The sequence below is a fragment of the Geomicrobium sediminis genome (assembly GCF_016908595.1).
Taxonomy (GTDB): domain Bacteria; phylum Bacillota; class Bacilli; order Bacillales; family Marinococcaceae; genus Geomicrobium_A; species Geomicrobium_A sediminis.
In genome coordinates this window covers 28225-50792 of the sequence record NZ_JAFBEC010000017.1, presented here as the reverse complement: position 1 = coordinate 50792, position 22568 = coordinate 28225, and the positions used below count along the sequence as shown (strand labels likewise).

General features: G+C 41.3%; 25 protein-coding genes. 10 read left to right on the top strand and 15 right to left on the bottom strand.

Annotation, left to right across the window (positions count from 1 at the left end; translation table 11 throughout):
• Positions 1-12: 12 nt before the first annotated feature.
• On the bottom strand, positions 13-762 hold the full coding sequence (fabL, locus tag JOD17_RS19180; RefSeq protein WP_204699584.1) for an enoyl-[acyl-carrier-protein] reductase FabL: 750 nt from the start codon (positions 760-762) through the stop codon (positions 13-15).
• Between the two features lie 119 nt (positions 763-881).
• Between fabL and JOD17_RS19175 the strand changes: the two genes are divergently transcribed.
• Positions 882-1190, top strand: a complete 309-nt coding sequence (locus tag JOD17_RS19175; protein ID WP_204699583.1) for a hypothetical protein — start codon at positions 882-884, stop codon at positions 1188-1190.
• A gap of 59 nt (positions 1191-1249) precedes the next feature.
• Positions 1250-1603 carry a hypothetical protein gene (locus tag JOD17_RS19170; RefSeq protein WP_204699582.1) on the top strand — a complete coding sequence of 118 codons (354 nt, stop codon included), beginning with the start codon at positions 1250-1252 and terminating at the stop codon, positions 1601-1603.
• On the opposite strand, the gene mutY is transcribed toward JOD17_RS19170, so the two are convergent.
• Together mutY and JOD17_RS19160 are read right to left on the bottom strand one after the other, a co-directional pair.
• Positions 1592-2635 (bottom strand): A/G-specific adenine glycosylase, encoded by a 1044-nt coding sequence (gene mutY, locus JOD17_RS19165; RefSeq protein ID WP_204699581.1) that lies wholly within the window; start codon positions 2633-2635, stop codon positions 1592-1594. The genes JOD17_RS19170 and mutY overlap by 12 nt on opposite strands.
• Before the next feature lie 14 nt (positions 2636-2649).
• On the bottom strand, positions 2650-2955 hold the full coding sequence (locus tag JOD17_RS19160) for a hypothetical protein (RefSeq protein WP_204699580.1): 306 nt from the start codon (positions 2953-2955) through the stop codon (positions 2650-2652).
• A 93-nt stretch (positions 2956-3048) separates the two neighbouring features.
• Here JOD17_RS19160 and JOD17_RS19155 point away from each other — a divergent pair, with 93 nt between their 5' ends.
• Positions 3049-4065, top strand: coding sequence for a metal-dependent hydrolase (locus JOD17_RS19155; protein ID WP_204699579.1), 1017 nt, complete (start codon positions 3049-3051; stop codon positions 4063-4065).
• A gap of 2 nt (positions 4066-4067) precedes the next feature.
• Here the strand turns inward: JOD17_RS19155 and JOD17_RS19150 are convergent, their stop codons facing one another.
• Entirely contained in the window at positions 4068-4385 is a 318-nt protein-coding gene (locus tag JOD17_RS19150) for a YfhH family protein (RefSeq protein ID WP_042360935.1), read from the bottom strand.
• Entirely contained in the window at positions 4386-5192 is an 807-nt protein-coding gene (locus JOD17_RS19145; RefSeq protein WP_204699578.1) for a RecX family transcriptional regulator, read from the bottom strand. It lies immediately after the preceding gene.
• A 322-nt stretch (positions 5193-5514) separates the two neighbouring features.
• Here JOD17_RS19145 and JOD17_RS19140 point away from each other — a divergent pair, with 322 nt between their 5' ends.
• On the top strand, positions 5515-6411 hold the full coding sequence (locus JOD17_RS19140; RefSeq protein WP_204699577.1) for a TIGR01777 family oxidoreductase: 897 nt from the start codon (positions 5515-5517) through the stop codon (positions 6409-6411).
• A 46-nt stretch (positions 6412-6457) separates the two neighbouring features.
• Here the strand turns inward: JOD17_RS19140 and JOD17_RS19135 are convergent, their stop codons facing one another.
• Positions 6458-7351, bottom strand: a complete 894-nt coding sequence (locus JOD17_RS19135) for an AEC family transporter (protein WP_204699576.1) — start codon at positions 7349-7351, stop codon at positions 6458-6460.
• Between the two features lie 319 nt (positions 7352-7670).
• Between JOD17_RS19135 and ectA the strand changes: the two genes are divergently transcribed.
• The 3 genes from ectA to JOD17_RS19120 are packed head-to-tail and all read left to right on the top strand — an operon-like array spanning position 7671 to position 9917.
• Positions 7671-8183 carry a diaminobutyrate acetyltransferase gene (gene ectA / locus JOD17_RS19130; RefSeq protein ID WP_169967145.1) on the top strand — a complete coding sequence of 171 codons (513 nt, stop codon included), beginning with the start codon at positions 7671-7673 and terminating at the stop codon, positions 8181-8183.
• Positions 8184-8222: 39 nt separating this feature from the next.
• Entirely contained in the window at positions 8223-9491 is a 1269-nt protein-coding gene (gene ectB, locus JOD17_RS19125) for a diaminobutyrate--2-oxoglutarate transaminase (protein WP_204699575.1), read from the top strand.
• 39 nt (positions 9492-9530) lie between these two features.
• The gene (locus JOD17_RS19120) at positions 9531-9917 is read left to right on the top strand and encodes an ectoine synthase (protein WP_042421183.1); all 387 of its coding nucleotides are present in this window, start codon (positions 9531-9533) and stop codon (positions 9915-9917) included.
• Positions 9918-9961: 44 nt separating this feature from the next.
• Here the strand turns inward: JOD17_RS19120 and acsA are convergent, their stop codons facing one another.
• The 6 genes from acsA to JOD17_RS19090 all read right to left on the bottom strand — a co-directional run bounded on the left by acsA (position 9962) and on the right by JOD17_RS19090 (position 16946).
• Positions 9962-11671 carry an acetate--CoA ligase gene (acsA, locus tag JOD17_RS19115; protein ID WP_338028834.1) on the bottom strand — a complete coding sequence of 570 codons (1710 nt, stop codon included), beginning with the start codon at positions 11669-11671 and terminating at the stop codon, positions 9962-9964.
• A 20-nt stretch (positions 11672-11691) separates the two neighbouring features.
• Positions 11692-12441, bottom strand: a complete 750-nt coding sequence (locus JOD17_RS19110; protein WP_204699574.1) for an ABC transporter ATP-binding protein — start codon at positions 12439-12441, stop codon at positions 11692-11694.
• 14 nt (positions 12442-12455) lie between these two features.
• Positions 12456-13286, bottom strand: a complete 831-nt coding sequence (locus JOD17_RS19105; RefSeq protein ID WP_204699573.1) for an ABC transporter permease — start codon at positions 13284-13286, stop codon at positions 12456-12458.
• A 12-nt stretch (positions 13287-13298) separates the two neighbouring features.
• Positions 13299-14288, bottom strand: a complete 990-nt coding sequence (locus JOD17_RS19100) for an aliphatic sulfonate ABC transporter substrate-binding protein (protein WP_204699572.1) — start codon at positions 14286-14288, stop codon at positions 13299-13301.
• A gap of 26 nt (positions 14289-14314) precedes the next feature.
• Positions 14315-16120, bottom strand: a complete 1806-nt coding sequence (locus JOD17_RS19095; RefSeq protein ID WP_204699571.1) for an aminotransferase class V-fold PLP-dependent enzyme — start codon at positions 16118-16120, stop codon at positions 14315-14317.
• Positions 16121-16268: 148 nt separating this feature from the next.
• Positions 16269-16946, bottom strand: coding sequence for a hypothetical protein (locus tag JOD17_RS19090; RefSeq protein ID WP_204699570.1), 678 nt, complete (start codon positions 16944-16946; stop codon positions 16269-16271).
• Between the two features lie 193 nt (positions 16947-17139).
• Between JOD17_RS19090 and JOD17_RS19085 the strand changes: the two genes are divergently transcribed.
• The gene (locus tag JOD17_RS19085) at positions 17140-17478 is read left to right on the top strand and encodes a hypothetical protein (RefSeq protein WP_042360943.1); all 339 of its coding nucleotides are present in this window, start codon (positions 17140-17142) and stop codon (positions 17476-17478) included.
• On the opposite strand, the gene pdaA is transcribed toward JOD17_RS19085, so the two are convergent.
• Positions 17414-18259: a delta-lactam-biosynthetic de-N-acetylase gene (pdaA, locus tag JOD17_RS19080; RefSeq protein WP_204699569.1), complete on the bottom strand. Its 846-nt coding sequence runs from the start codon at positions 18257-18259 to the stop codon at positions 17414-17416. The two genes, JOD17_RS19085 and pdaA, sit on opposite strands and share 65 nt — an antisense overlap.
• A 103-nt stretch (positions 18260-18362) precedes the next feature.
• On the opposite strand from pdaA, the gene yfkAB reads away from it, so the two are divergent.
• Positions 18363-19490: a radical SAM/CxCxxxxC motif protein YfkAB gene (gene yfkAB, locus JOD17_RS19075; protein ID WP_204699568.1), complete on the top strand. Its 1128-nt coding sequence runs from the start codon at positions 18363-18365 to the stop codon at positions 19488-19490.
• Between the two features lie 39 nt (positions 19491-19529).
• Here the strand turns inward: yfkAB and JOD17_RS19070 are convergent, their stop codons facing one another.
• Positions 19530-20324: a YfkD family protein gene (locus JOD17_RS19070; protein ID WP_204699567.1), complete on the bottom strand. Its 795-nt coding sequence runs from the start codon at positions 20322-20324 to the stop codon at positions 19530-19532.
• A 371-nt stretch (positions 20325-20695) separates the two neighbouring features.
• Positions 20696-21082, bottom strand: a complete 387-nt coding sequence (locus tag JOD17_RS19065) for an OsmC family protein (RefSeq protein ID WP_204699566.1) — start codon at positions 21080-21082, stop codon at positions 20696-20698.
• 130 nt (positions 21083-21212) lie between these two features.
• On the opposite strand from JOD17_RS19065, the gene JOD17_RS19060 reads away from it, so the two are divergent.
• Complete coding sequence (locus tag JOD17_RS19060) at positions 21213-22391, top strand: MFS transporter (protein ID WP_239575744.1); 1179 nt, start codon at positions 21213-21215, stop codon at positions 22389-22391.
• Positions 22392-22568 lie beyond the last annotated feature (177 nt).

Genomic DNA, 22568 nt, shown 5'->3' with positions numbered 1-22568 from the left:
TATGCAAAGAAATTACATTGTCAGCGATATACCCCCATCTACAATGATGGTTTGTCCACAAATCATACTCGCTTCATCCGAAATCAAAAACATAATCGTCGATGTTAAATCGTGCGGTTCAACGATCCGCCCTGCTGGTGTATTTTTCACAGAACTCTCTAGAATTTCATCACGATTAGGGAAATGCTTTAACGCATCCGTATCAACAACTCCCCCACTTACTGCATTGACTCGAATGTTCTTCTGAGCGAGTTCAACAGCCAAATATCGTGTTAGCGATTCGACAGCAGCTTTTGAAACGCCTACCGCTGTATAGTTCTCTAATGTACGAATTGAGCCTAACGAAGAGAGACTTACAATATAGCCTTGTCCGTTTTTTTCCATTAACGGGACGGCTTTTTGTGCACAGAGGAGTAATGCTTTAGCGTTCACATTCATCGTCCAGTCCCAATGATTGCTCGTCAGTTCCATAGAAGGCTTTAAAACGCCTGATGCTGCATTGTTGACGAGAACATCTAATCTTCCATAACGCTCATGAATTGCTTCAAATAGTTGATCAATCTTTTCTTCATCATTTAAGTTCGCTTTTACACTTATTGCTTCAACACCGTGAGATTGAATTTCCTCGACAGTCTGATCCGCGTCTTTTCTGCTTCTAGCATAGTGTACGACAAGGTTATATCCACGTTTTGCAAGCTCAATCGCTGTTAGTCTTCCAATTCCACGGCTTGAGCCTGTAACGAGTGCTACTTTTCTTTCCATATAAATCCCTCCTTCAGTTTCATTGGCATTATACCATTACATTTGAGTCGTTTGGTTCAGATTATATTTATTCGTTAACGGGTAATCCTCTCATAAGCCAGATTTTAAGGAGAGATTTTGTGGCACGTGAAAAGTTTTTTGTTACAGTAAATCAAGGATCACTTGAATTATCACCGGTTAAAGTAGACGACAATACCATTCAATATGAAGTATTCGTTAATACAGAGGAAAAGCACGAATTAGAAAATGAACTAAGCGTTATTGAACTTCATGACGTTGAAGGTGATGAACTTGTAACGTTTTTCGATGAATTGCAAGCCGATCGCGATAAAGAAGAAGTCGGTAAGGAATTCGGTCGCCTGTACAAACTCATTTATGAATATGGTTCAAAAGAGACAAAATCAATGCTCGATGAGATTAGTAAGTAAACACACATAACTCCTCCTTACGTTTGCACATACTACGTATACGATAAGGAGGAGTTATCATGGATAAACAAATTTATTACGTGAATTTAAATCCCATTAGCATGGATGATGTAACTACAACAAAGATTGATGATAGCGAATTAATTCAGTTTGAGATCGAAGCATCCGCTCACGAAATCAAGGAATTAAAAACATTACTAAGTGAAGTCCAAGCCCATGATATGGAATTACAAGATTTATTTACGTTCAGACATTTTAATGAAGAATATACCGATGACGACAGTCGAGAATTTCAGCACGGATTGGATCACGTTTACAAACGTATCTACGAGTTAGGCACGCATAAGACGAGAGAAGATATGGAAAGCATGCGTCCTACACTCATGAGCAATGAGGATGAATCACCATCCTAAATAATGCTTGGCAATCTTTTGGTAAACAACAGGGAAACTATAGGTTTGAAACTCTTGTTTATTTACCCAAACACCTTGATGATCTTCTTCAGTTGCAATCGTTCCAGTGTAGATGGACACTTCCCATTTTAAATGGGAAAACACATGCTTAAATACGTCGCTTTCTTTTTGTAACGATATGTCTAATTTATATTGATCGTGTAAGACTGAAGAAAGATCATCTTCATGTCCAAGCACAGCTGGAAATTGCCAAAGACCGGCCAAAAGCCCTTCCTTCGGACGTTGCTCAATGAGCACTCGTTCATTTTCATCGACAATAACCGCACAGGAGACTTGTTGATCTTTTGGCTTTGCTTTTTTCGCCTTGATCGGGAGTTGTTCAACAACTCCTTTTTCTCTCGCTACACATAATTTCGAAACTGGGCATTGTTCACAATCCGGTTTTTTCGGCTTACAGATTAACGCACCAAGCTCCATAAGAGCTTGGTTAAACTTAGATGGCTCAGTCATTTCCAAATACTCACGAACGTGTTCTTCAAATTGCTTTCTCGTTTTTTGTTTTGAAATATCTTCAGTAATATAAAGCACTCTAGAAAGAACTCGCATAACATTTCCATCGACTGCCGGTTCTTTAAAATCGTATGCAATACTCATTACCGCGCCACCCGTATAAGGACCAACGCCTTTTAGCTCGCGGAACTTATCAGGGTCATTCGGAACGACACCGTCGTATGACGCTGCAATTTCTTTAACTGCTCCGTGGAGGTTTCTTGCTCTTGAATAATAACCAAGTCCCTCCCAAGCTTTTAACACTTCATCTTCATGAGCATTGGCTAAAGCAGGTAATGTCGGGAACTTCTTTAAAAAGTTTTCGTAGTATGGAATGACCGTATCGACTCTCGTTTGTTGAAGCATTACTTCTGAAATCCAAATCCGATAGGGATCTCTACTCCGTCTCCACGGTAAGTCTCGTTGTTCAGATTCATACCAGTCAACGAGGTCTTGTGTAAATTGATATGCAAAAAGTGACATGGTGAAGATCCTTTCTAGTTATTCTCCTTTTGTTCAATAAATGCCCAACAATTCATGTTGGCTAATGGCTTCGTAATTAGTGGCGCAAGCTTACCAAAAACCGGATCGTTCTCATTTCTTCGACTACTCTTCACGTACTCATATTCTTGTTGATTAGTCACTTCGAACATCTCAACAAATAAATTCGGCTGATCAAATGCTTTGTAGGTGCGATAATTCCAGACTTCAAACTGTTTCATTGCCTCTTTAATATGAGGTATCAGTCGTTCGTAATCAACTACATAGTCATCATTAACTTTATATTCCATAAAGATTTGCATTGTATTTACTCGTCATCACCTTTCTTTTATTTACGTCAGAAACGATTTTTGCTAATCTATTTACACGCATTACAAAAGGAGGAACAACCGGGTATGGACTCAGCGACACATGTAGTCATGGGTGTAGGGTTGTGCGGGCTTGCTACACTTGACCCGGTCATCGCCGAGAACCAAGCGACTTTCGCAGCAGCTGCTGTTGGGATCATGCTTGGATCACAAGCACCTGATTTAGACACTGTTTTAAAAATGAGAAATAACGCCGTTTATATTAAAAACCATCGTGGTTCTTCTCATTCACTTCCTGCAGTTTTACTCTGGTCAGTAGCCATTGCTGTCTTAACCTTTATGTTCATTCCAGAAGCAGCATTAATTCATGTTTGGATATGGACATTACTAGCAGTCGGTCTTCACGTGCTTGTAGACATTTTTAATGCTTATGGTACGAAAGCACTCGCCCCTTTTAAAAACCGGTGGATTGCACTCGGGGCCATCAATATATTCGACCCTTTTCTCTTTGGGATGCACATTCTAGGCATCGTTTTGTGGATTATGGGCGCACACCCTGGCTATACGTTTTTAGCGATTTACGGAGTTTTATTGCTTTATTATCTGTGGAGGATGCACGTTCGCAATAAGATCGTTCGTCTTGCGAGAAAAAGACATCCAAGAGCCAGTCACATCTTTATTTCACCGACGATTCGTTGGACTGACTTTCATCTAGTCATCCGTACAAGAAACCACTTACACGTCGCCACTTATAAGAATAAAAACATTCGTTATTTAGAAAGCTTTCCTTTTGAGCCAATTCCCCAAGATGAAGTCATTTTGGCAGCTCTAAAAGATACGAACCTTACGGCTTTTTTAAGTTTCTCCCCAGCATATCGTTGGAATGTTGAAGAGAAGTCGTTTGGATATGAAGTTACTTTTACAGACCTTCGCTATCGTTCTGGTGGATATTATCCATTTATTACAATTGTCCGCCTTAACAGCAACCTACAAATTCTTGGGTCTTATACTGGTTGGATTTACAACCAAACAAAGCTCGAACAGAAGCTACAAAAATCTACCGAACAGAATACGAAAAAAGCGAAATTAAGACATGCAACGTAACATTACGTTGCATGTCTTTTTAGTAGTGAAATTGGAATTGCAGTTAAGTCTGTTTCTCCATCTCGGTATCCCCAAGCAAAGACGCCATTCATATAGGAAATGAGTAACGAACCTTGATCTTCACCCTGAATTTCATATCGCTTTCCAGGCTCATACTGCTTTCGGTCAAGTAAATACGATTGAGCGATGGTTTTTTTTCTCTCATAAACCTCGAATTCACTTAACATTCCTTTCTGTTCTGCTTTTCTAGCTCGCTCTGTTAACGTTGTTACTTCTCGCAATAGCTCTTGTCGTGTTAATCGTCCATAACGTTGATCCATCTATTGATCTTCCTCCTGAAAGCTCTCATTAACATAATCGATCGCTGCTTGATACGAAAACCCCTTTTGCACAAGCTTTTGAACGATGCGTCGATGAAGGTCTTGTCCACTATATTTCTTTTGTAACTTTTGTGCAGCTTGTTTTGCTTGGATCGATAAAGCGTCTTCTTCATCTGCTTTTGGAAGATGCTCTAATGCCAATTGAATCATCTCATATGAAAAGCCAAGTCGCAACAAAGCGTCTGTAAGCTTCTTCTTTTTCATTTGTATACTGTCTTTTTTGTATTGCCTCGACTTCTTTTGGATAACTGCAATCGCCTTGTCTAGTTGTTGCTCTTTCGTGTAGCTCAAAAGTGCACCCTCAATGGTTGACCTTGCAACACCCTTCTCTTCTAAGTATTGCTTCATTCTACCAGGACCTTTAGAACTTGTTGATAATTCGAGATTTACATATGACTTGGCGTACATGTGATCATTCACATACTTACGTTCTTTCATTGCTTCAAGAATTCGATCGATGTGGTCCATTATAACTTCTTTGTTCGCAAGCTCGAGACGTACTTCTTGTTCTGTTCGCATGCGGCGGTTTACATAATGCAATGCATGTTTGTATGCTTTCTCATATTCGTCTTCTAATGCCCATTGCGCAAGCTTTTTTTCATCAACTTCCATGCCTTTATGAAGATGATGACGCAGTAGTAATTCTTGATCAACGCCACAAGCAAAGCGTTCTTCATGTTGGTCCCCAACAAAAATATTGTACCGCTCTGGATCATTTTTTTGGACGGTAATTTTTGTTATTTTCATTGCATCCTACTACTAGTCTAAAGAAAAATATCCCTAGCTCGTGTTCGTCATTAACTAGTAGCAGGCTCACCTCGCTTTCGTTATCGTTATCGAGTTCTCAGCTCGTAATTGTACGATCCTAGCTGTCTACTTAAGAAGTTCAAACAGGCAGCTCAGTTACGTTTGACTCCACTCGCTTCAATAGGCTATTCTTGCTCGTCAAAAACGGCTTTCGTTGCATCTATGACGTTACACAATTCGATGGACATTATAAAATTCTACTTTATAGGATAACTACTCGTCATTTTTGGGTATGAGTTACTTAGAAAGGGAGGTTCTTGATATGCACGTACTCATTTCAGGTGGAACTGGACTGGTCGGAACGAAACTGACCGAGCGTCTCATTGAAAAAGGTCACTCTGTTACTATTCTAACAAGAAATGCAAAAGACAAACAGAATCATTCTCACATTCGTTACGTAACGTGGCTCGATGGCTCAAAACCAGAAAATCAATTAGAAAACGTTGATGCGGTCGTAAATTTAGCGGGTGCTTCGATTAGTAAGCCCTGGACTCGTTCACATAAGGAAGCAATTTTAAAAAGCCGAGTGGTGGCCACACAAGAATGCATTCGAATTATACGAGCCTTAGAGCATACGCCTAGCGTTTTCTACAGTTCCTCAGCAATTGGATACTACGGAGTTTCTGAAGAAGATACGTTCACGGAACACTCAGAACCGATCAATCAATACTTTTTACAAACAGTCAGTGAACAGTGGGAAAGTGAAGCGTCGCAAGTGAAAGATGAAGTCCGTTTAGTGATCGGTCGACTCGGACTCGTATTGGATCGTAATGATGGGCCACTACCGCTTATGGTGCTCCCCTATCGGTTTGGTGTTGGAGGCAGAATAGGCAATGGCAGACAGTGGTATTCATGGATTCATGTCGAAGATGTTGCTAACGCAATTGTATTCTGCTTAGAAAATGAGCAATGTGAAGGTCCCTTTAATATCACCGCTCCTGAACCACTTCGAATGCGTAAATTCGGGCAAATCATTGGAGAAACGATCCATCGTCCGCACTGGTTACCTGCTCCGCGATTTGCTATGAGACTTGCGCTTGGAGAAATGAGTGACCTTATTATTAAAGGGCAACGAGTCATTCCGAAACGGACTGAAGAACTTGGTTATTCGTATCGTTTCCCCACATTAAGAAAAGCGTTACAAGATATTTATTCTTAAAAAAACCGCTACGCATCGAGGCATTCGATGAACGTAGCGGTTTTGTTTATAGTAAAACGAGCAATGCTGTGATTGAGAATATACTTATAATCGTCGTCACGAGCGTAATGCTTGAGACGAGCTTTGGTTCTGCCTCAAATTGAACAGCAAACATGACGATATTTGCTGCACTTGGCATTGCAGCAAGCACGATAATAACATTTGCTAACAATGGATCTACAGGAAACAACAACGTTAGCCCATAGGCAATGAGCGGCGATACGAAAAGTCTCATAATACTTGCATATGTAATGCCTTTCCATTCAAAACCTGATAGTGGAATTTTGGCTAACTGCATCCCTAAAATTAACATGACGGTAGGAATTGTAGCCTCAGAAACCATACTCGTCGTTCTCTCTAACGCTAACGGCAACTCAAGCGGAATTGTTTTCGCAATAGCAGCTACTACCAATGCCCAAATTGCAGGCATTGTTAAGACCATTTTTACCGCATACATCATCGATTCCTTCATTTTTGTTGCGAAATAAACTCCAAAACTATTCATTAGAATCGATTGAATGACCATAAACATAACCGCAAATTGAAATCCTTCTTGCCCGAAAGCAAATAAGATGATCGGTGCCCCATAGTTTCCTGCATTCATAAACGCCGTTGATAAAACGAAACCTGTTTCCCGATCGGAAGGAATTTTCATAAAATAAGCGATAATTTTATTGAGAATTACGAGGGTTAATAATAAAATAAGAGCAATCAAGAGCATATAAAAGATTTGTACATCGATCGATGTATGGTAAAAGTTCTGAAAAACGAGACAAGGCGTCATAATATAAATAGCGAGTGTTGAAATCGGTTTAATATCGAGTTTGGATTTTCTTTCTAATACGAATCCGAGTGAAAACACTAATAAAACAGGCAATACGACCTCTAAGAATATAGTCAAACTTCTTTCCCTCCCTTTCTCTTTCTGTATATTTTTGTCGAGTTTTTCTTAGCTAAATAAGGAAATTGATCAAATCGGCAGAAATTAAAATGCACCACTATGTTCAAATCATCAATTCACGATTAATCGTCTCTCAGTGGTTCAGAGTCCTTTTAAATGCATTTGATCTTTTTTTTGTTTCTCCTTATCATTATATACCGTAATCGTTTTTCAAAAAGGAAATAGTTAGCTACTCATTCCAAATAACTGGTTTAAACGATTAGGATAACGGTTATGGAAGAGTAGGTAAATAAAATACTCTTTAGAAGGTGATGATCACATGGCGGTTACTCCAATTACGGAGAAAGAAGCGCTAGTATTTACGAAACCATCAGTCGAAGATGGTGCTGAAATGTGGGAACTAGCAAAGAAGCTAGGACTCGATTTGAATTCATCCTACAAATATTTGATGATGGCTGAATATTTCGCCGAAACTTGTGTTGTCGTTAAAGAAGATGATGAACTTGTAGGTTTTGTTACCGCTTTTATTCTTCCAGAACGCCAAGACACTGTATTTGTATGGCAAGTCGGCGTAGATGAATCACAACGAGGACGCGGACTCGCTTCACGTATGCTAAATGAAGTTTTAGAACGTAACTCATGTGGTAAAGTAAAGTATCTTGAAGCAACAGTAACTCCATCGAACGACGCTTCGCAAAAGCTGTTCCGGCGATTAGCCCGTAAAAACGATACTGCTTGTCACGTGTCGGAATGCTTCTCCGAAGATTTGTTCCCTGGAGAAGGCCATGAAGCTGAACTATCGTTTAAGATCGGCCCATTTTTACGTCAATAAGAAAACGTTTTTTATACTTGAAAGGAGCACATCAATTACATGTCTGTCAATGTCATGAACGTATTTGAACAATTAGAATCTGAGGTAAGAAGTTATAGCAGAAGTTTCCCTACCGTTTTTCACAAAGCTAAAGGGTATAAATTATACGATGAGTCAGGTAAAGAGTACATTGATTTTTTCTCCGGTGCTGGTGCACTAAACTACGGTCACAATGATGATCAAATGAAAGCGAAATTAATCGAGTACATTCAAGAAGACGGAATCACTCATTCCCTCGATATGGCCTCAAAGTCAAAGCGTGAATTTTTGAGCGCTTTCCAATCTTCAATCTTAGAGCCTCGTAACATGTCTTACAAAGTCATGTTCCCAGGACCAACTGGTACAAATGCCGTTGAAAGTGCATTAAAGCTTGCTCGTAAGATTACTGGCCGAACAAACGTCGTAAGTTTCACAAACGGCTTCCACGGTATGACACTCGGTTCACTTTCTGTAACGTCAAATGACTTCAAGCGTAAAGGCGCTGGCGTTCCATTAAGCAATACGACAATTATGCCTTACGACAAATATGTCGATGAGCCTGTAGAAACTCAAATGAAGTACATTCGTAGATTTCTGGCGACGAACGGTAGTGGTGTTGATGCACCGGCAGCATTGATCTTAGAGACAGTTCAAGGTGAAGGTGGTTTGAACGCTGCAAGTATGGAATGGCTTCAAGAGATTGAGAAGCTCGCTAAAGACATTGGTGCGTTATTGATTGTTGATGACATTCAAGCTGGAGTTGGTCGTGCGGGTACGTTCTTTAGCTTTGAGCCTGCTGGCATTAAACCAGATATCATTTGCTTGTCTAAATCAATCGGTGGTTACGGATTACCACTTGCATTGACACTCTTTAAGCCAGAGCTAGACAAATGGGCACCAGGTGAGCACAATGGTACGTTTAGAGGAAACAACCTCGCCTTCGTTACTGCGACAGCGGCCCTTGATTACTGGAAAGATCCTTCCTTTGAAAAAGGTATTGAAGAGAAATCCCAGATGATCACTAGCTTCTTACAACTTATGATTGATAAATATCCTGCACTTGAAGGAAAGCTTAAAGGTCGTGGGTTCATCCAAGGAATTCGTACAGACATTCCAGACCTTGCTGGTAAAGTAGCAGCTAATGCGTTTGAGCAAGGCTTAATTATGGAAACAGCTGGACCTAACGATGAAGTATTTAAGCTCTTCCCACCACTTACAATTGATAAAGAAGGTCTTCAAGCAGGACTCGATAAACTAGATGCAGCCATCGATCAAGCACTTAACGCATAAACATCGATCGTTACTCAACAACTTTAGGAGGCAATACACATGAAAGTCGTCAAATTAGAAGACATCCTAGGAACTGAAAAAGAAGTCGAAGGTGGCAACTGGGTTAGTCGCCGTCTCATCTCTAAAAAAGACGGAATGGGTTATTCTGTGAATGACACGATTATCCGTGCTGGCACAGAAACACACATCTGGTATCAAAACCACCTCGAAGCAGTCTATTGCATCGAGGGTCATGCAGAAGTTGTTACGTTAAGTGATAACAAAGTACACACGATTAAAGCAGGTACACTTTATGCACTTGATGAGCACGATGAGCACCTACTTCGCGGCATTGAAGATGCACGTATGGTTTGTGTATTCAACCCACCATTAAGCGGTCGTGAAATCCACGATGAGAATGGTGTTTACCCAGCAGACTTAGACTAATTACAAATACAAAAACGCAGGAGCTTTTAGCCCCTGCGTTTTTCTTATGCTTGTTCTTTTAATAATCGTCGCATTATCTTACCGCTAATCCTCGTTTTCGGCAGCTCTTTCAGCACTTCAATTTCTCTCGGTGCTGCATGTGCCGCAAGTTTGCCTCGAACGTGTAAACGAATCTCTTCAAGTAATGCTGGTGACTCTTCATAGTCAGGGTGTAAGACAACAAAGCCTTTAACAATCTCCCCTCGTAGCTCGTCGGCTTTACCTACAACTGCCGCTTCAATGACGGCATCATGAGTAATTAAAGCACTTTCTACTTCAAAAGGACCGATACGCTCTCCAGAAGAGTTAATCATATCATCATTTCGACTTTGAAAAAATACGAATCCTTCCTCATCTTGGTATGCTAGATCACCAGAGACATACCATTCTCCATCATAAGGAAAATAGGAACGATACTTCTCCTCGTTCTTCCAAATTTCACGCATCATTGATGGCCAACCTTTTCGAACAGCCAGTTGACCTACCAATCCGCGTGGCAATTGATTGCCCGATTCATCAAGAATTGCAACTGTAATTCCAGGTAATGGTCGCCCCATTGAGCCTGCCTTAATCGTCTGATTCGGGAGATTAACGATTAATTGCGCTCCTGTTTCAGTCATCCACCACGTATCGTGAATCCGAACGTTTAGCTGCTCGTAGCCCCACTTTACAATTTCTGGATTTAGAGGTTCTCCTACACTTAACACATGTCGTAAGCTAGACAAGTTATAACGCTCAATTAATTCCTGACCACCAGCAGCTTTTAACATCCGAAATGCCGTTGGCGCACTATACCAAACCGTCACGTTAAATCGTTCAATATAGCTATACCACTCGTTTGCATCAAAGCGCCCTGTATTAATCAGACTCGTAGCACCGTTTAAGAAAGGAGCAAAGATTCCGTAAGAGCTACCGGTTACCCAACCTGGGTGTGATGTGCACCAATACACATCGTTTTCTTTTAAATCAAGCACCCATTCGCCAGTCTTCTTCTGCTGGACGATTGCCCGATGAGAATGCAGAACCCCTTTTGGTTGTCCTGTTGAACCCGATGTATAATGAATGATCATGCCTTCGTTCTCATCCACCCATTCCGTCACTTGTGCGGCACTCTCTTTAGATACCGATTCAAGTTCCTCTTGAAGATGATACTCGCCTGCTTCCTTGTCCGCACCTTCTCCATCAATTAGAACATGTTCTAATGCCGGCAACTTATTTGATGGTACTCGGCTTTTTAACTGTGCATCGGTAATGATCATTTTGGCATCACAATTGTACATCCGCTCGAAAATTGCGTCTTCTTGAAATGCCTCAAACAATGGACCAGCAACAGCGCCCGCTTTAATAATAGCGAGCACCGTAATGTATGCGTTAGGTGTCTTTGGTAATAACGTGAACACGCGCTCGCCCCGCTTGATTCCTTTTGCTTTAATGACAACAGCAAATCGATCCGTTTCATTCTTTAATTGACGGTATGTGATTTCTTCATGTATGTCATCGTTCACATAAATCATCGCGACACGGTCGCCTCTCCCTTCATCTACGTGTCGGTCGATACATTCATAAGCGGCATTCCATTTTCCTTGTAAACGTGCTCTCCATTGATCGAACTCATCATTCCAATGAAACGAAGTAGCGTCTACGGATTCTATATTTGCTTTTTCTTTATGCTCACTTGCTAAAATAAGACGTTCTCCTGATGTAATTGAACTCACCGTTAATCCTCCTCAATTGTCTAAATTGCTGACTTTACATGAACGTCATGATTTAAATCTAATGATTGCAAGATTTCACGTTTGTATTCTGCCATTTCGAGTGATCCTCGTTCCCGAGGTCTTTGCAAATCAATCTTCAAATCTTTAAAAAGCACACCAGGTTGATCTCGAAAGATTAACACGCGATCACATAAGAATAATGCCTCATCAATATCGTGGGTAACAATGAGCATCGACGTATGATTTGTCTCCCATAAATCGATGAGCAACTCTTGCAATTGCATTTTTGTAAACGCATCTAGTGCACTAAAGGGTTCATCAAGTAGCAACAATTGCGGGTTTGTAACGAGGGCTCTTGCAATCGCTGCTCGCTGCGCCATGCCTCCTGAAAGCTCTCGCGGATACAGTTTTTCTGTATCTTTTAACCCTACAGCACGAAGAAGACGGGCTCCCTTCTCACGCTTTTCTTGTTTATTCCCTTTTAAACCGAAAACAACGTTGTCAATGACCGTTAACCAAGGCATTAATCGGGGCTCTTGGAATACAACACCCGTGTGTTCCGTGCCACTTCTCACCGATTGCTCTTGAAACGAAATCTCACCGTCAAAGCCGAGATCAAGTCCGGCTATGGCACGTAGTAACGTACTTTTCCCACAACCACTCGTTCCGAGTATGCCGACAATCTCACTTTGTTCTGTATGAAAGCTTACCGGCTTAAATGCTTTATACCCATTGTCAAACGTACGACTCACTTTTTGAACCGCTAACATGCTCATGCCCTCCTTTATGTCTCATACCGATCTTGCCAACGTAATGAACGGTTTTCTAATTGTTTTAGAATTGCATCGGTTGCTTTACCGAGAATCGCAAACAAAATGATGCTCGCTAAAATTGTATCGGGTCGCGACGTATTCTGTCCGAGTGTTAACAAGAAGCCTAAGCCTTCACTTGCTCCCATAAGTTCTGCAGCTACAACGAACATCCACCCTAAACCAAGTCCACTTCTAAGCCCAACAAGAAATGAAGGTAAAGAAGCAGGCAATACAATTCTTGTAATAATAGAAGCTGTTGACATGTTGTAAACTTTTCCAACTTCAATGAGTTTTCGGTCAACGCCTTGAATGCCACTTACTATATTCAAATACACTGGGAAAAAAACTCCAACTGCAATAAGCGTCACTTTTGACGTTTCCGCAATTCCCATCCATAGAATAAAGAGTGGTACCCACGCTAGTGAAGGAATCGATCTTAACGCTTGAAGGAGTGGATCAAATAGTCGTTCCAACGGTTTAAAAAAGCCGATAAATGAACCTAAGACGACCGCAACAATTGTTCCTAAGAAAAATCCGATGAGTACGCGAGATAAGGTTGATGAAACGTGTGTCCATAGTTCTCCACTACTCGCTAAGGCGACCAACGTAGAAATGACTGCAGAAGGAGCTGGTAATAAATATTGAGGGAAAATCCCAGCTCTAGATGCCACTTCCCAAATGATGAGAAGAAGAGCTGGAATAATTAAGCCAATTGCAAATGAACGAATGTAGTTCACGCTAGACGTTGTTTTCTTGCCTGGTGATTTCTTGTTCGGTGAATGTGATACTTCTGTTTGTGTCATTGTGCTCCCCCATTAATTGCTCGTAGAGCCAACGACTGATTCGACATACGTAGGATTAAGCAGTTCGTCCACTAACTCTTCTACCGAAGAAGCTGCTGGACCTAAGTGTCCTTCTTCTAGTACAACACCCGCACCAATTAGTGCATCGCGATGCTCATCTTCAAGAACGGGGTTCGAGAAATCATTTCTTTCCATTTGTATTGCTGCAACTTCCTCACTTAAATCAGCTTGTTCCGCAAGAATGGCTGTCGCTTCCTCATTGTTATCAAGCGTCCACTTTCTTGCTTCTTCGTATAATTCAATGACTTCTTCAACGAGTTCTGGATGACTTTCAGCAAAGTCCTCACGAACATTTAACACACTATACGTATTGAAGTCTTGATTGCGGTAAAACAGTTCGGCATCATGTTCAACTTCTTGGGTAGCCATATGTGGATCAAGCCCTGCCCAAGCATCCACTTCCCCTGTTGCTAATGCGGATGCACCGTCGTTATGTTGCAATTGAACGATCGTAATTTCACTTTCATCGATGCCAGCTTCGTGTAGAGCTCTTAATAAGAAAATATGAGGATCAGTACCCATCGTTGCCGCTACTTGTTTGCCTTTTAAATCTTCAATCGTTTCAATGTCACCATTTGCTAGAAGCGCTGTCCATTCAGGATCAGAAGCAACATAGACTGTCTCAATTGGCGCGTGGTTGGATTTGGCAACAAGAGCTGCCGCTCCTGCTGTAGAGCCAAAGTCAACACTGTTAGAATTGAGTAATTCAATCGCTCGGTTACTTCCTTGACTGAGTACCCACTCAACATCAATTCCTTGTTCTTCAAAGTGTTCTTCAACCTTGCCTGACTCCTTTAGGACAAGACTCGTTGGTGAATAAAACGCATAATCTAAGCGAATGGTCTCTGGTGCGCTCTCTTCACCGCTCGTTGAACTTCCACAAGCTGACAACAGTAGTGCTCCGGCTAGTAACGTAAATCCTACATTTCTTTTTTTCAACATTCTCCACTCCTATTTCTAATGATAGTTTATTGGCCACTGAATGTACGGATTGTGCCACGCATTCGTTGGGCTTCCTTATACGTACATCTGTTGTGAACCACTTCTAAACCACCTTCGGTCGCGATGCGAACCGCCTCATCAGAAATAACACCCTCTTGTAGCCAGAAAACCGAAGCATCCGTAAGAATTGCCTCTCCAGCTATACCAATTGCCGCCTCCGGACTTCTAAACACTTGTACGATGTCGATTTTTTCATCGATTGATTGAAGATCTGGATAAACTTTCTCCCCTAAAATCTCTGACTCCTTAGGGTTTACCGGAATAATCTTGTACCCGAGTCGTTGCATTTTTCGAGCAAGTCGATAGCTAGGTCTAGCAGCATTGCCACTTAATCCAACAACAGCTAATGATTTCGTTCGAACAGAGTCTTGACCATTAACAGTCGTCCGTTCGAGCGAAGAATGAAGCGCCCAGCGAATGACCCCTTCATCATTCACGACTCCTTCTGGTCTGCTACTACCTGCATGACTTAGTCCTGTTGCTTTATAAAGAGCTTTATCGAGTGCAGTGATTAAATCTCCTGACGACTCTAAGCCAACTGAAAGACGAATAAGCTCTTCTAACACGCCTGACTTCTTTCGCTCTTCTTCATTCAATTGTTGATGCGTTGTACTAGCAGGGTGAATAACGAGAGACTTTGCGTCACCAACGTTTGCAAGGTGCGACCAAATTGATACAGAATCAATAAACGTTTTCCCTGCTTCAAGTCCACCTTTAATTCCGAAGTTCACGACAGAACCAAACCCACGTTGCAAATACTTCTTTGCAAGTTCATGAGAGTCGTGTGATTGCAGCCCTGGATAAGAAACCCAGTCAACAGCAGGGTGGGACTCTAAATATTCAGCGATCTTCAAAGAATTCTCTTGATGACGCTCAATTCGAAGTGGCAATGTTTCCAACCCTTGCAATAGTAAGAATGCATTAAACGGACTAAGCGCTGGACCGAAATCACGTAGAAGTTGGACGCGAACTTTTTGACTAAACGCAAGAGTAGCGAAATCAACCGCATAACGCACACCATGATAACTTGGATCTGGCTCTGTAAAACCAGGGAACTTCTCGCTATTCCAATTAAATCGACCACCGTCAACGATAATTCCGCCGATCGTTGTTCCGTGACCACCAATCCACTTCGTTGTTGAATGAACGACAATATCTGCTCCCCACGTAATTGGGCGACAAACAGCAGGACTAGCAAACGTGCTGTCAATAATTAGAGGGATCCCTGCTTGGTGTGCAACATCAGCAACTGCTTCAACATCTAAGACGTGTAAGCTTGGATTCCCAATAATCTCAGCAAAAACCGCTTTTGTATTCGGGGTAATCGCGCTCTCTATGTTTGAAGGGTTTGTTGCATCAACAAACGTCACATGAATTCCGTATTTCGGAAGTGTTGTAGCAAAGAGGTTATATGTACCGCCATAAAGATTGTTCGCCGCAACAATCTCATCGCCTGATTGACAAATGTTTAAGATCGCTAACGTAATTGCAGCTTGCCCTGAAGCTGTTGCTACCGCCGCTACTCCGTCTTCTAACAAAGCAATTCGCTTTTCCAAAACTTCGACCGTAGGATTACCAATTCTCGAATAAATGTTTCCTGGCTCATCTAATGCAAACAGTTGCTTTGCATGCTCAGTATCGTGAAAGACATAGGAACTCGTCTGGTAAATTGGCACTGCTCTTGAACCGGTTGTCGGATCAGGATGGTGACCACCGTGCAATACGAGAGTCTCTAAATCATAGGTTTTTACATCGTCTTGGTGTTTACTCACTGTTCTGACTCCTCCTAATACTTTCCTAATTCATGTTTAATCATACTAATCTTATAAGAATTAAATAGTATTCTACTGCTTCATCGCATTAACGTCAACATGTTTTTTTAGAAAATTTACTTTTTATACGCAAAATAAAAAGCAAGGATTAGCTCCCTGCTTTCTCTTCGTTCACCACAGCACTAAGCTCTGGCTTCTCCCAATATTCTGTTGCAATTAATTCTGCATCAAATTGCTCGAGGCTTTCCCATTCAATATTCCGTAATTGTTCATTAAATACCGTCATCTTTAAGATCGTATCGAATTCACCTGGTCCATACTCTGGCTCATAATAAAGGTCCCAATTAAGATGAATGATATCAACTTCTTCAATTTGCGACAAACGTTGTAACACTCTTGCTGTACGGTTCATCGTAGATGAACGAATCAGTTCTGTCGTTACATTGTCTTCTGTCGTAAGCGATGCATGAAGTTCAGTAAACTGTTCCTCATTATTCTCTACAAATTCGAGATTACGGATCACATCATTGTGATCAACGGTTACTTGTCCTAGTTCTGATGTTATGTGCCAACTCGCTTGTTCTTCTACTGTTGAAAGCGACTCTGGCGTTGCATACATCATTTCAGCGGGTATAAATTCATGGTCGTCTGCAGTCACCCAAAAAAGTAAAAACAAAACTGCTGCAGAAGAAATACTCGCTCCAAAATATTTCACTTGTTTATAGCGTGCGTTTTTCCGATTCGGCCACGTTATAAGCATTAGGAATGTTGTATAGGCCGTAAAAACCCCTGCAACAAAAAAGCCTGTCAAAAAAAGCGTCGACATCGTCAAGCCCCCAATTTCCGCATTGCTCATTCAAACTGTCTGCTTACAAGTGTACACGAAAATGATGATGAACCGAATGGAAATGTATGAACGTTTATTGACTAAACCACACATTTCCTAAACTTACTAGCGAATCTAACGCATAACGTTTGTTAGAATTGAACATGCACGAATGATCACTGGAGGGATTACTATGTCAATCGCAACAGACATTGCTGCAATTAAGATTGTAGCGGAACTCGAAAAAAATAATAAACATCCACGGTTTTTAGAAGAGACCGTCCACACATTAGTAGAGCGTGTTAATTACATTCATTACGCTGCACTTCATTTAGGTGATGACAAACCAATCGTTGCTTCTGACTGCGATGAAGATGAATACATAGGTTCTCTAAGTTTTGCGATCGGTGAGAATGAAGACAATGGAAAACTCGTCGTTCGTACGAAAGAAACGGTTGCCTTTGATGTTACGGATTTATCCACGTTACAAACGGTTGCAGACCGAATTGGGGCTCGCTTGTTTGCCCACTAATGATTGGTGAGGCTGAGTGTTTACCCGTAAGTTCGTCCAAACTCTTAAATGTATAACCCTCAGCCTTTAACTGATCAATAACTTCCCCGAGTGCATCCCGATTATCAGTTGAAACAGAATGAAGTAAAAGTATTGCCCCTGGATGGACACGGTCCATAATTTTTTCGTACGCGTACGCTTTTCCTTTTTGATCGTCAGTATTCCAATCAACATAAGCAAACGACCAAAAAATATGATGATACCCATACTTCTTTGAAACGTCTAACGTGCGCTCATTAAATGTTCCTCGAGGTGGTCGCACATAATGCATCGGATTTCCGGTTAAAGCATAATAATGATCTTCTACTTTCTTCAACTCTTGGATAATTAATTCATCAGACAAGTCCGGAAAATGCGGATGACTCCACGAATGATTTGCGACAATATGCCCTTCATTAGCCATACGCTTAATCAATTCAGGCTCACTTTCTAAATAATGACCTGTTACAAAAAAGGCGGCAGGGACTTGCTTTTCTTTTAGTGTGTCTAAAAGATCTGGCATTGTACCATTTTCATAACCGCTATCAAATGTTACATACAATTCTTTTTCATTTGCATTGCCGAGAAAGTATCCGTCATACTTATCGAGCCATTCTAAATACTGCTCTTCTGTTGTCGGTGTTTCATTGTTTTTTGCTGGTTTAAAGTTCCAACCATAAGACTCCTCAGCAAAAGCCTCTTCATATGTTGTGCCAACAGAGAATAAACATATCCCTATAACTACTATCATTAATTGCTTCATGTTTAGTTCCTTCCCGATCCATAAAATATCCTTTTCTGTATGTTACAATGGGAAATAGTGCAGTTTTGCTGTTCTTGACTTTTTACCATAAAGGAGACGAACGATGTCTTTACATACGCCTGCAATTCATCACCAACCGATTACACCCCAAAACGACCCGTGGGAAGCTTACGAAGACCTGCAATTGTTTGGGCAATCTACGTTAACGAATATAGAATTTACAACAACAACCCTTTGCAATATGCGCTGCGAACATTGCGCTGTCGGGTATATGCTCCAGCGTAAAGACCCTGAAGCATTACCGTTTGAACTGCTCAAAAAACGATTAGATGAGATCCCTCATTTAAGAGCACTGAGCATTACAGGTGGAGAGCCAATGCTATCAAAGAAATCGGTTGATCACTACGTTGTTCCACTTTTGCGTTATGCGCATGAACGCGGAGCGAGAACTCAAATTAATTCCAACCTCACACTCCCATTAAAGCAATATGAAGTGATCTTGCCTTATTTAGATGTATTACATATCTCGCACAACTACGGCAGCAAAGAAGACTTCGCTGAAATTGGATTCAAAGAAATGGCGAACGCACCTAGCATGGATAAACGGTATGCCTTCTTTGATCGAATGGTTGAAAATGCTCGAGAGCTAACGAAACGTGGGGTCCTCGTTTCAGCTGAAACGATGGTCAATGAACGGACATTACCCCACTTAGAAAAAATTCATGAACAAATTGTTTCTATGGGCTGTCAGCGCCATGAAGTTCACCCGATGTATCCGAGTGACTTCGCTTCTAAGCTAAGCATTTCAACACTTCCTGATATACGTAAAGGCATTCACCGATTGCTAGACGTTAAAGATCCAAATACGTGGATGTTGTTTGGGACTTTACCTTTTTATGCATGCAATGATAATGATGAAGATGTGGCGCTCATCAAACGTCTACATGAAACCGACGGCGTCACCATTCGAAACGACCCTGATGGTCGAAGTCGTTTAAACGTTAACATCTTTGATGGGGATATTATCGTGACAGATTTTGGTAATGAACCAAAGCTTGGTAATATCCGCGACACATCGCTTCTTGATGCATTTGATAAGTGGCAACAAACAGCGCTAAACCAATCCCTTAACTGCCATTGCCCTTCAGTTCAATGCTTAGGACCGAATGCCCTCGTTAAAAATGCTTATTATAAAAATATCGACTTCAAACAACGTGCAAGTCGCTTATAAAAACACAAGCTTCTATATCAAATAGAAGCTTGTTTCGTTTTATCCATTGTTATACTTCAATGTGACAAAGTCCTTAACTGGAATCCAAGCATCGACCTGTTGCTTTTCGATATTTTTAACGACGAGTGCTGGATTTTTCCCTTTTAACGTTAAGAACACTTCTCCATAAGTGACCGTCCCTTGGTCATGTACGGCCGGTACATATCCTTGAACCGTACCCATCTGACCTGCATGGACTTGATATTCTGGACCAATCTTCGTTTCTCTTCCAATAGGTGCTAAGAACGTTAACGGTAACGATGTTTTCTTCGTTGCTGTAATTCGCATCATGTTCTGAACATCTTCTTGTTGAGGGACAGGACTTAACAATTCCCCTTTGATGAACTTGTCATCATTTTGTACAAATGAAAGCTTTGAAGAATCTTCCCCGCCACGATTATCAATCGTATTCGAGTTAATTCTCTCGTACTCCCAGTTTACATCTGTTTCTTCGGAATCGTATGAGAGCGCCCAAGAGCCTAAATAAATCGATGCATTTACACCGAAGGCTACTTTCGAATCTTTCACATTGGATTCATTGAGCATAGAAATGAGTGTTGGATTTTCGATGCGTACGTCTGACGTGTCTTGAAGACGGCTCGTAAATTCTGCGGGCTCCAAGTAAGGCAATTCTCGACTCACGTTTTCAAACGTATTTTCTCTAGAAATATTATAGACATAATCAGGCTTTTCAAACGGGTTTGCTTCAGGCTCACTTTCTGCATTGGCAATCAACGGTAACAAGGCACTTGCAAGAACGAGCATGATCATGAGGATTCGACCAATTCGTTTCATAATAACCTCCAAAAGCGATTTTTTTATAGTCTTTTCAGAGGCCGTATGTTTTATCCAAATTAATCATCACTGACTTTTATTTTCGTAATTGAAACCTGTCCTTCACACAAGAAAAGCACGATTCCAAGATATGGAACCGTGCGTTAGGAATAAGTGAAAGTACGTACGGCAACGCAATAACATTTGCAGCACCAATGACAACTAACACACCAATGAGGTCCGACATTGTGAACACCTTTCAACAATTTTAAGAATTATTCGTTATATCATCACTTTATATTTTTCCCATTGAAAAATCTACACATTATGTTCATTTTAATGAATTCTTCTTCATAAAAATACGAGACCGGAATGATCCGCTCTCGCACATGTTACGTTCGTAATGTTAACGTTTCTTTAATTTCAATAGACTGATTTACCGATTGAACGATCGGACAGTTTTTAGAAGCTACATGGAGCATCTTCTGCAATTGTTCTTCTGAAACACCTCGTGCAGCAACAGTAAAATGAAGATGAACAGCTTGAACCTCACTTGGAGGGTTGTCGTTTCTAGTCACTTCTGCTTCGACAACGATGTCTTCAAATTCAACCCGACGTTTTCTCAATATCTTACGAAATACACTTGCGCTACAACCAGCAATTGATGATACGAGTAATTGATAAGGACGATAACCAAATTCATCGTTTCCTGAGATGACAAGAGGTCCAAATGGTGCTTCTGTTTCAAATGCTTCATCATTATGAATTGTGAATTTCATGATTTTGCCTCCTTTGTTCTCGTATATTGTACCGAATGTTTCTCGCGTTTGCGAACGGTTTGCTTTTCACCTTTTCAATTGTACAAAACTTCGCTATGATAGCTTTTGTACACGATAAGGAGCGGTAATTTTGACTACGTTACAATCCAATTCACCAACATTTCGATTTACGATGCTCGTCATCATGGTCTTTATCGCCGGGTTTGTCCAAGGCATGTTATTGCCTTTACTAGCGATTCTTCTTGAACAAGCAGGATATTCCTCTGCATCAAACGGTTTTAATGCGATTGCATTATACATAGGTATTCTGATCGCTTCACCATTTATTGAACACCCTGTACGAAAATATGGATACAAACCCGTCATTTCAATCGGCCTCATTGCCGTCATCATTACTTTGCTACTATTTCCATTATGGCAAAGCTTCTGGTTTTGGTTTATCCTACGATTAATTATCGGAATCGCAGATAATATGGTCCATTTTTCAACACAAGTATGGATTACATCAACGAGTTCAAAAGCGGTACGTGGAAGAAATATCGCCATCTACGGGCTTGCATTTAGTGCCGGATTCGCTGGCGGACCACTCATGTCGAACTTATTAGCGATCGACGAACGACTTCCGTTTGTGATTGCCGCGCTATTTTGTGCGATGATTTGGGTCATCATGCTAAAATTGCGAAACGAATGGCCTGACAACACGGTTGAAACCGTACAACAATCCGGAGTATTGGGTCGCTACTTCCTCGTCATCAAATACGGTTGGTTTGCATTTCTACCACCATTAACGTTTGGATTTATGGAAGCAACCATTCATGGCAGTTACCCGATCTATGCAATGCGGATGGGCATAGACATTGAATGGCTTTCGTTCATACTGCCAGCGTTTGTAGTCGGAGGTGTAATTACGCAAATCCCACTCGGGTTATTAAGCGACCGGGCGGGGCGTAAACGAGTCCTTTTACTACTTGCTACTGTTGGCGCGTTGATCTTTTTAGCGATTCCGCAATTTGAACATCATATTCCTCTTCTCATAGCAGCTTTTCTCGTTGCCGGAGGATTGCTCGGTTCATTTTATTCACTCGGATTAATGTACATGGCAGACTTGTTACCCAGACAGCTACTGCCGACCGGAAACGTCCTCATCGCAATTTCTTTTAGTCTCGGTAGCATGCTCGGCCCAGTCACTGGAGGCGTCTTAATTGAATGGGTCGGTCAAGGAAGCCTCTATTACGCAATCGGTTCGTTGTTAATCGTATTAATCGGTGCAGGACTCATCTTCCGCCCTGTTTATCGTGGGGAGGAGTGAGCCGAGGTGGTGAGACAGTGCCTTTCTGTCGCCAGACGAGTTCCGCCCGCTGTCGCTCAACAGCTTGTCGGTCTGTCTAGCGAGAGAAGAGTAACTTTAAAGCACACCAAATATAGTCACAATACAACATTTATACACGAGCACCTAGACTAACGCAAAGCTAGGTGCTCTTTATGA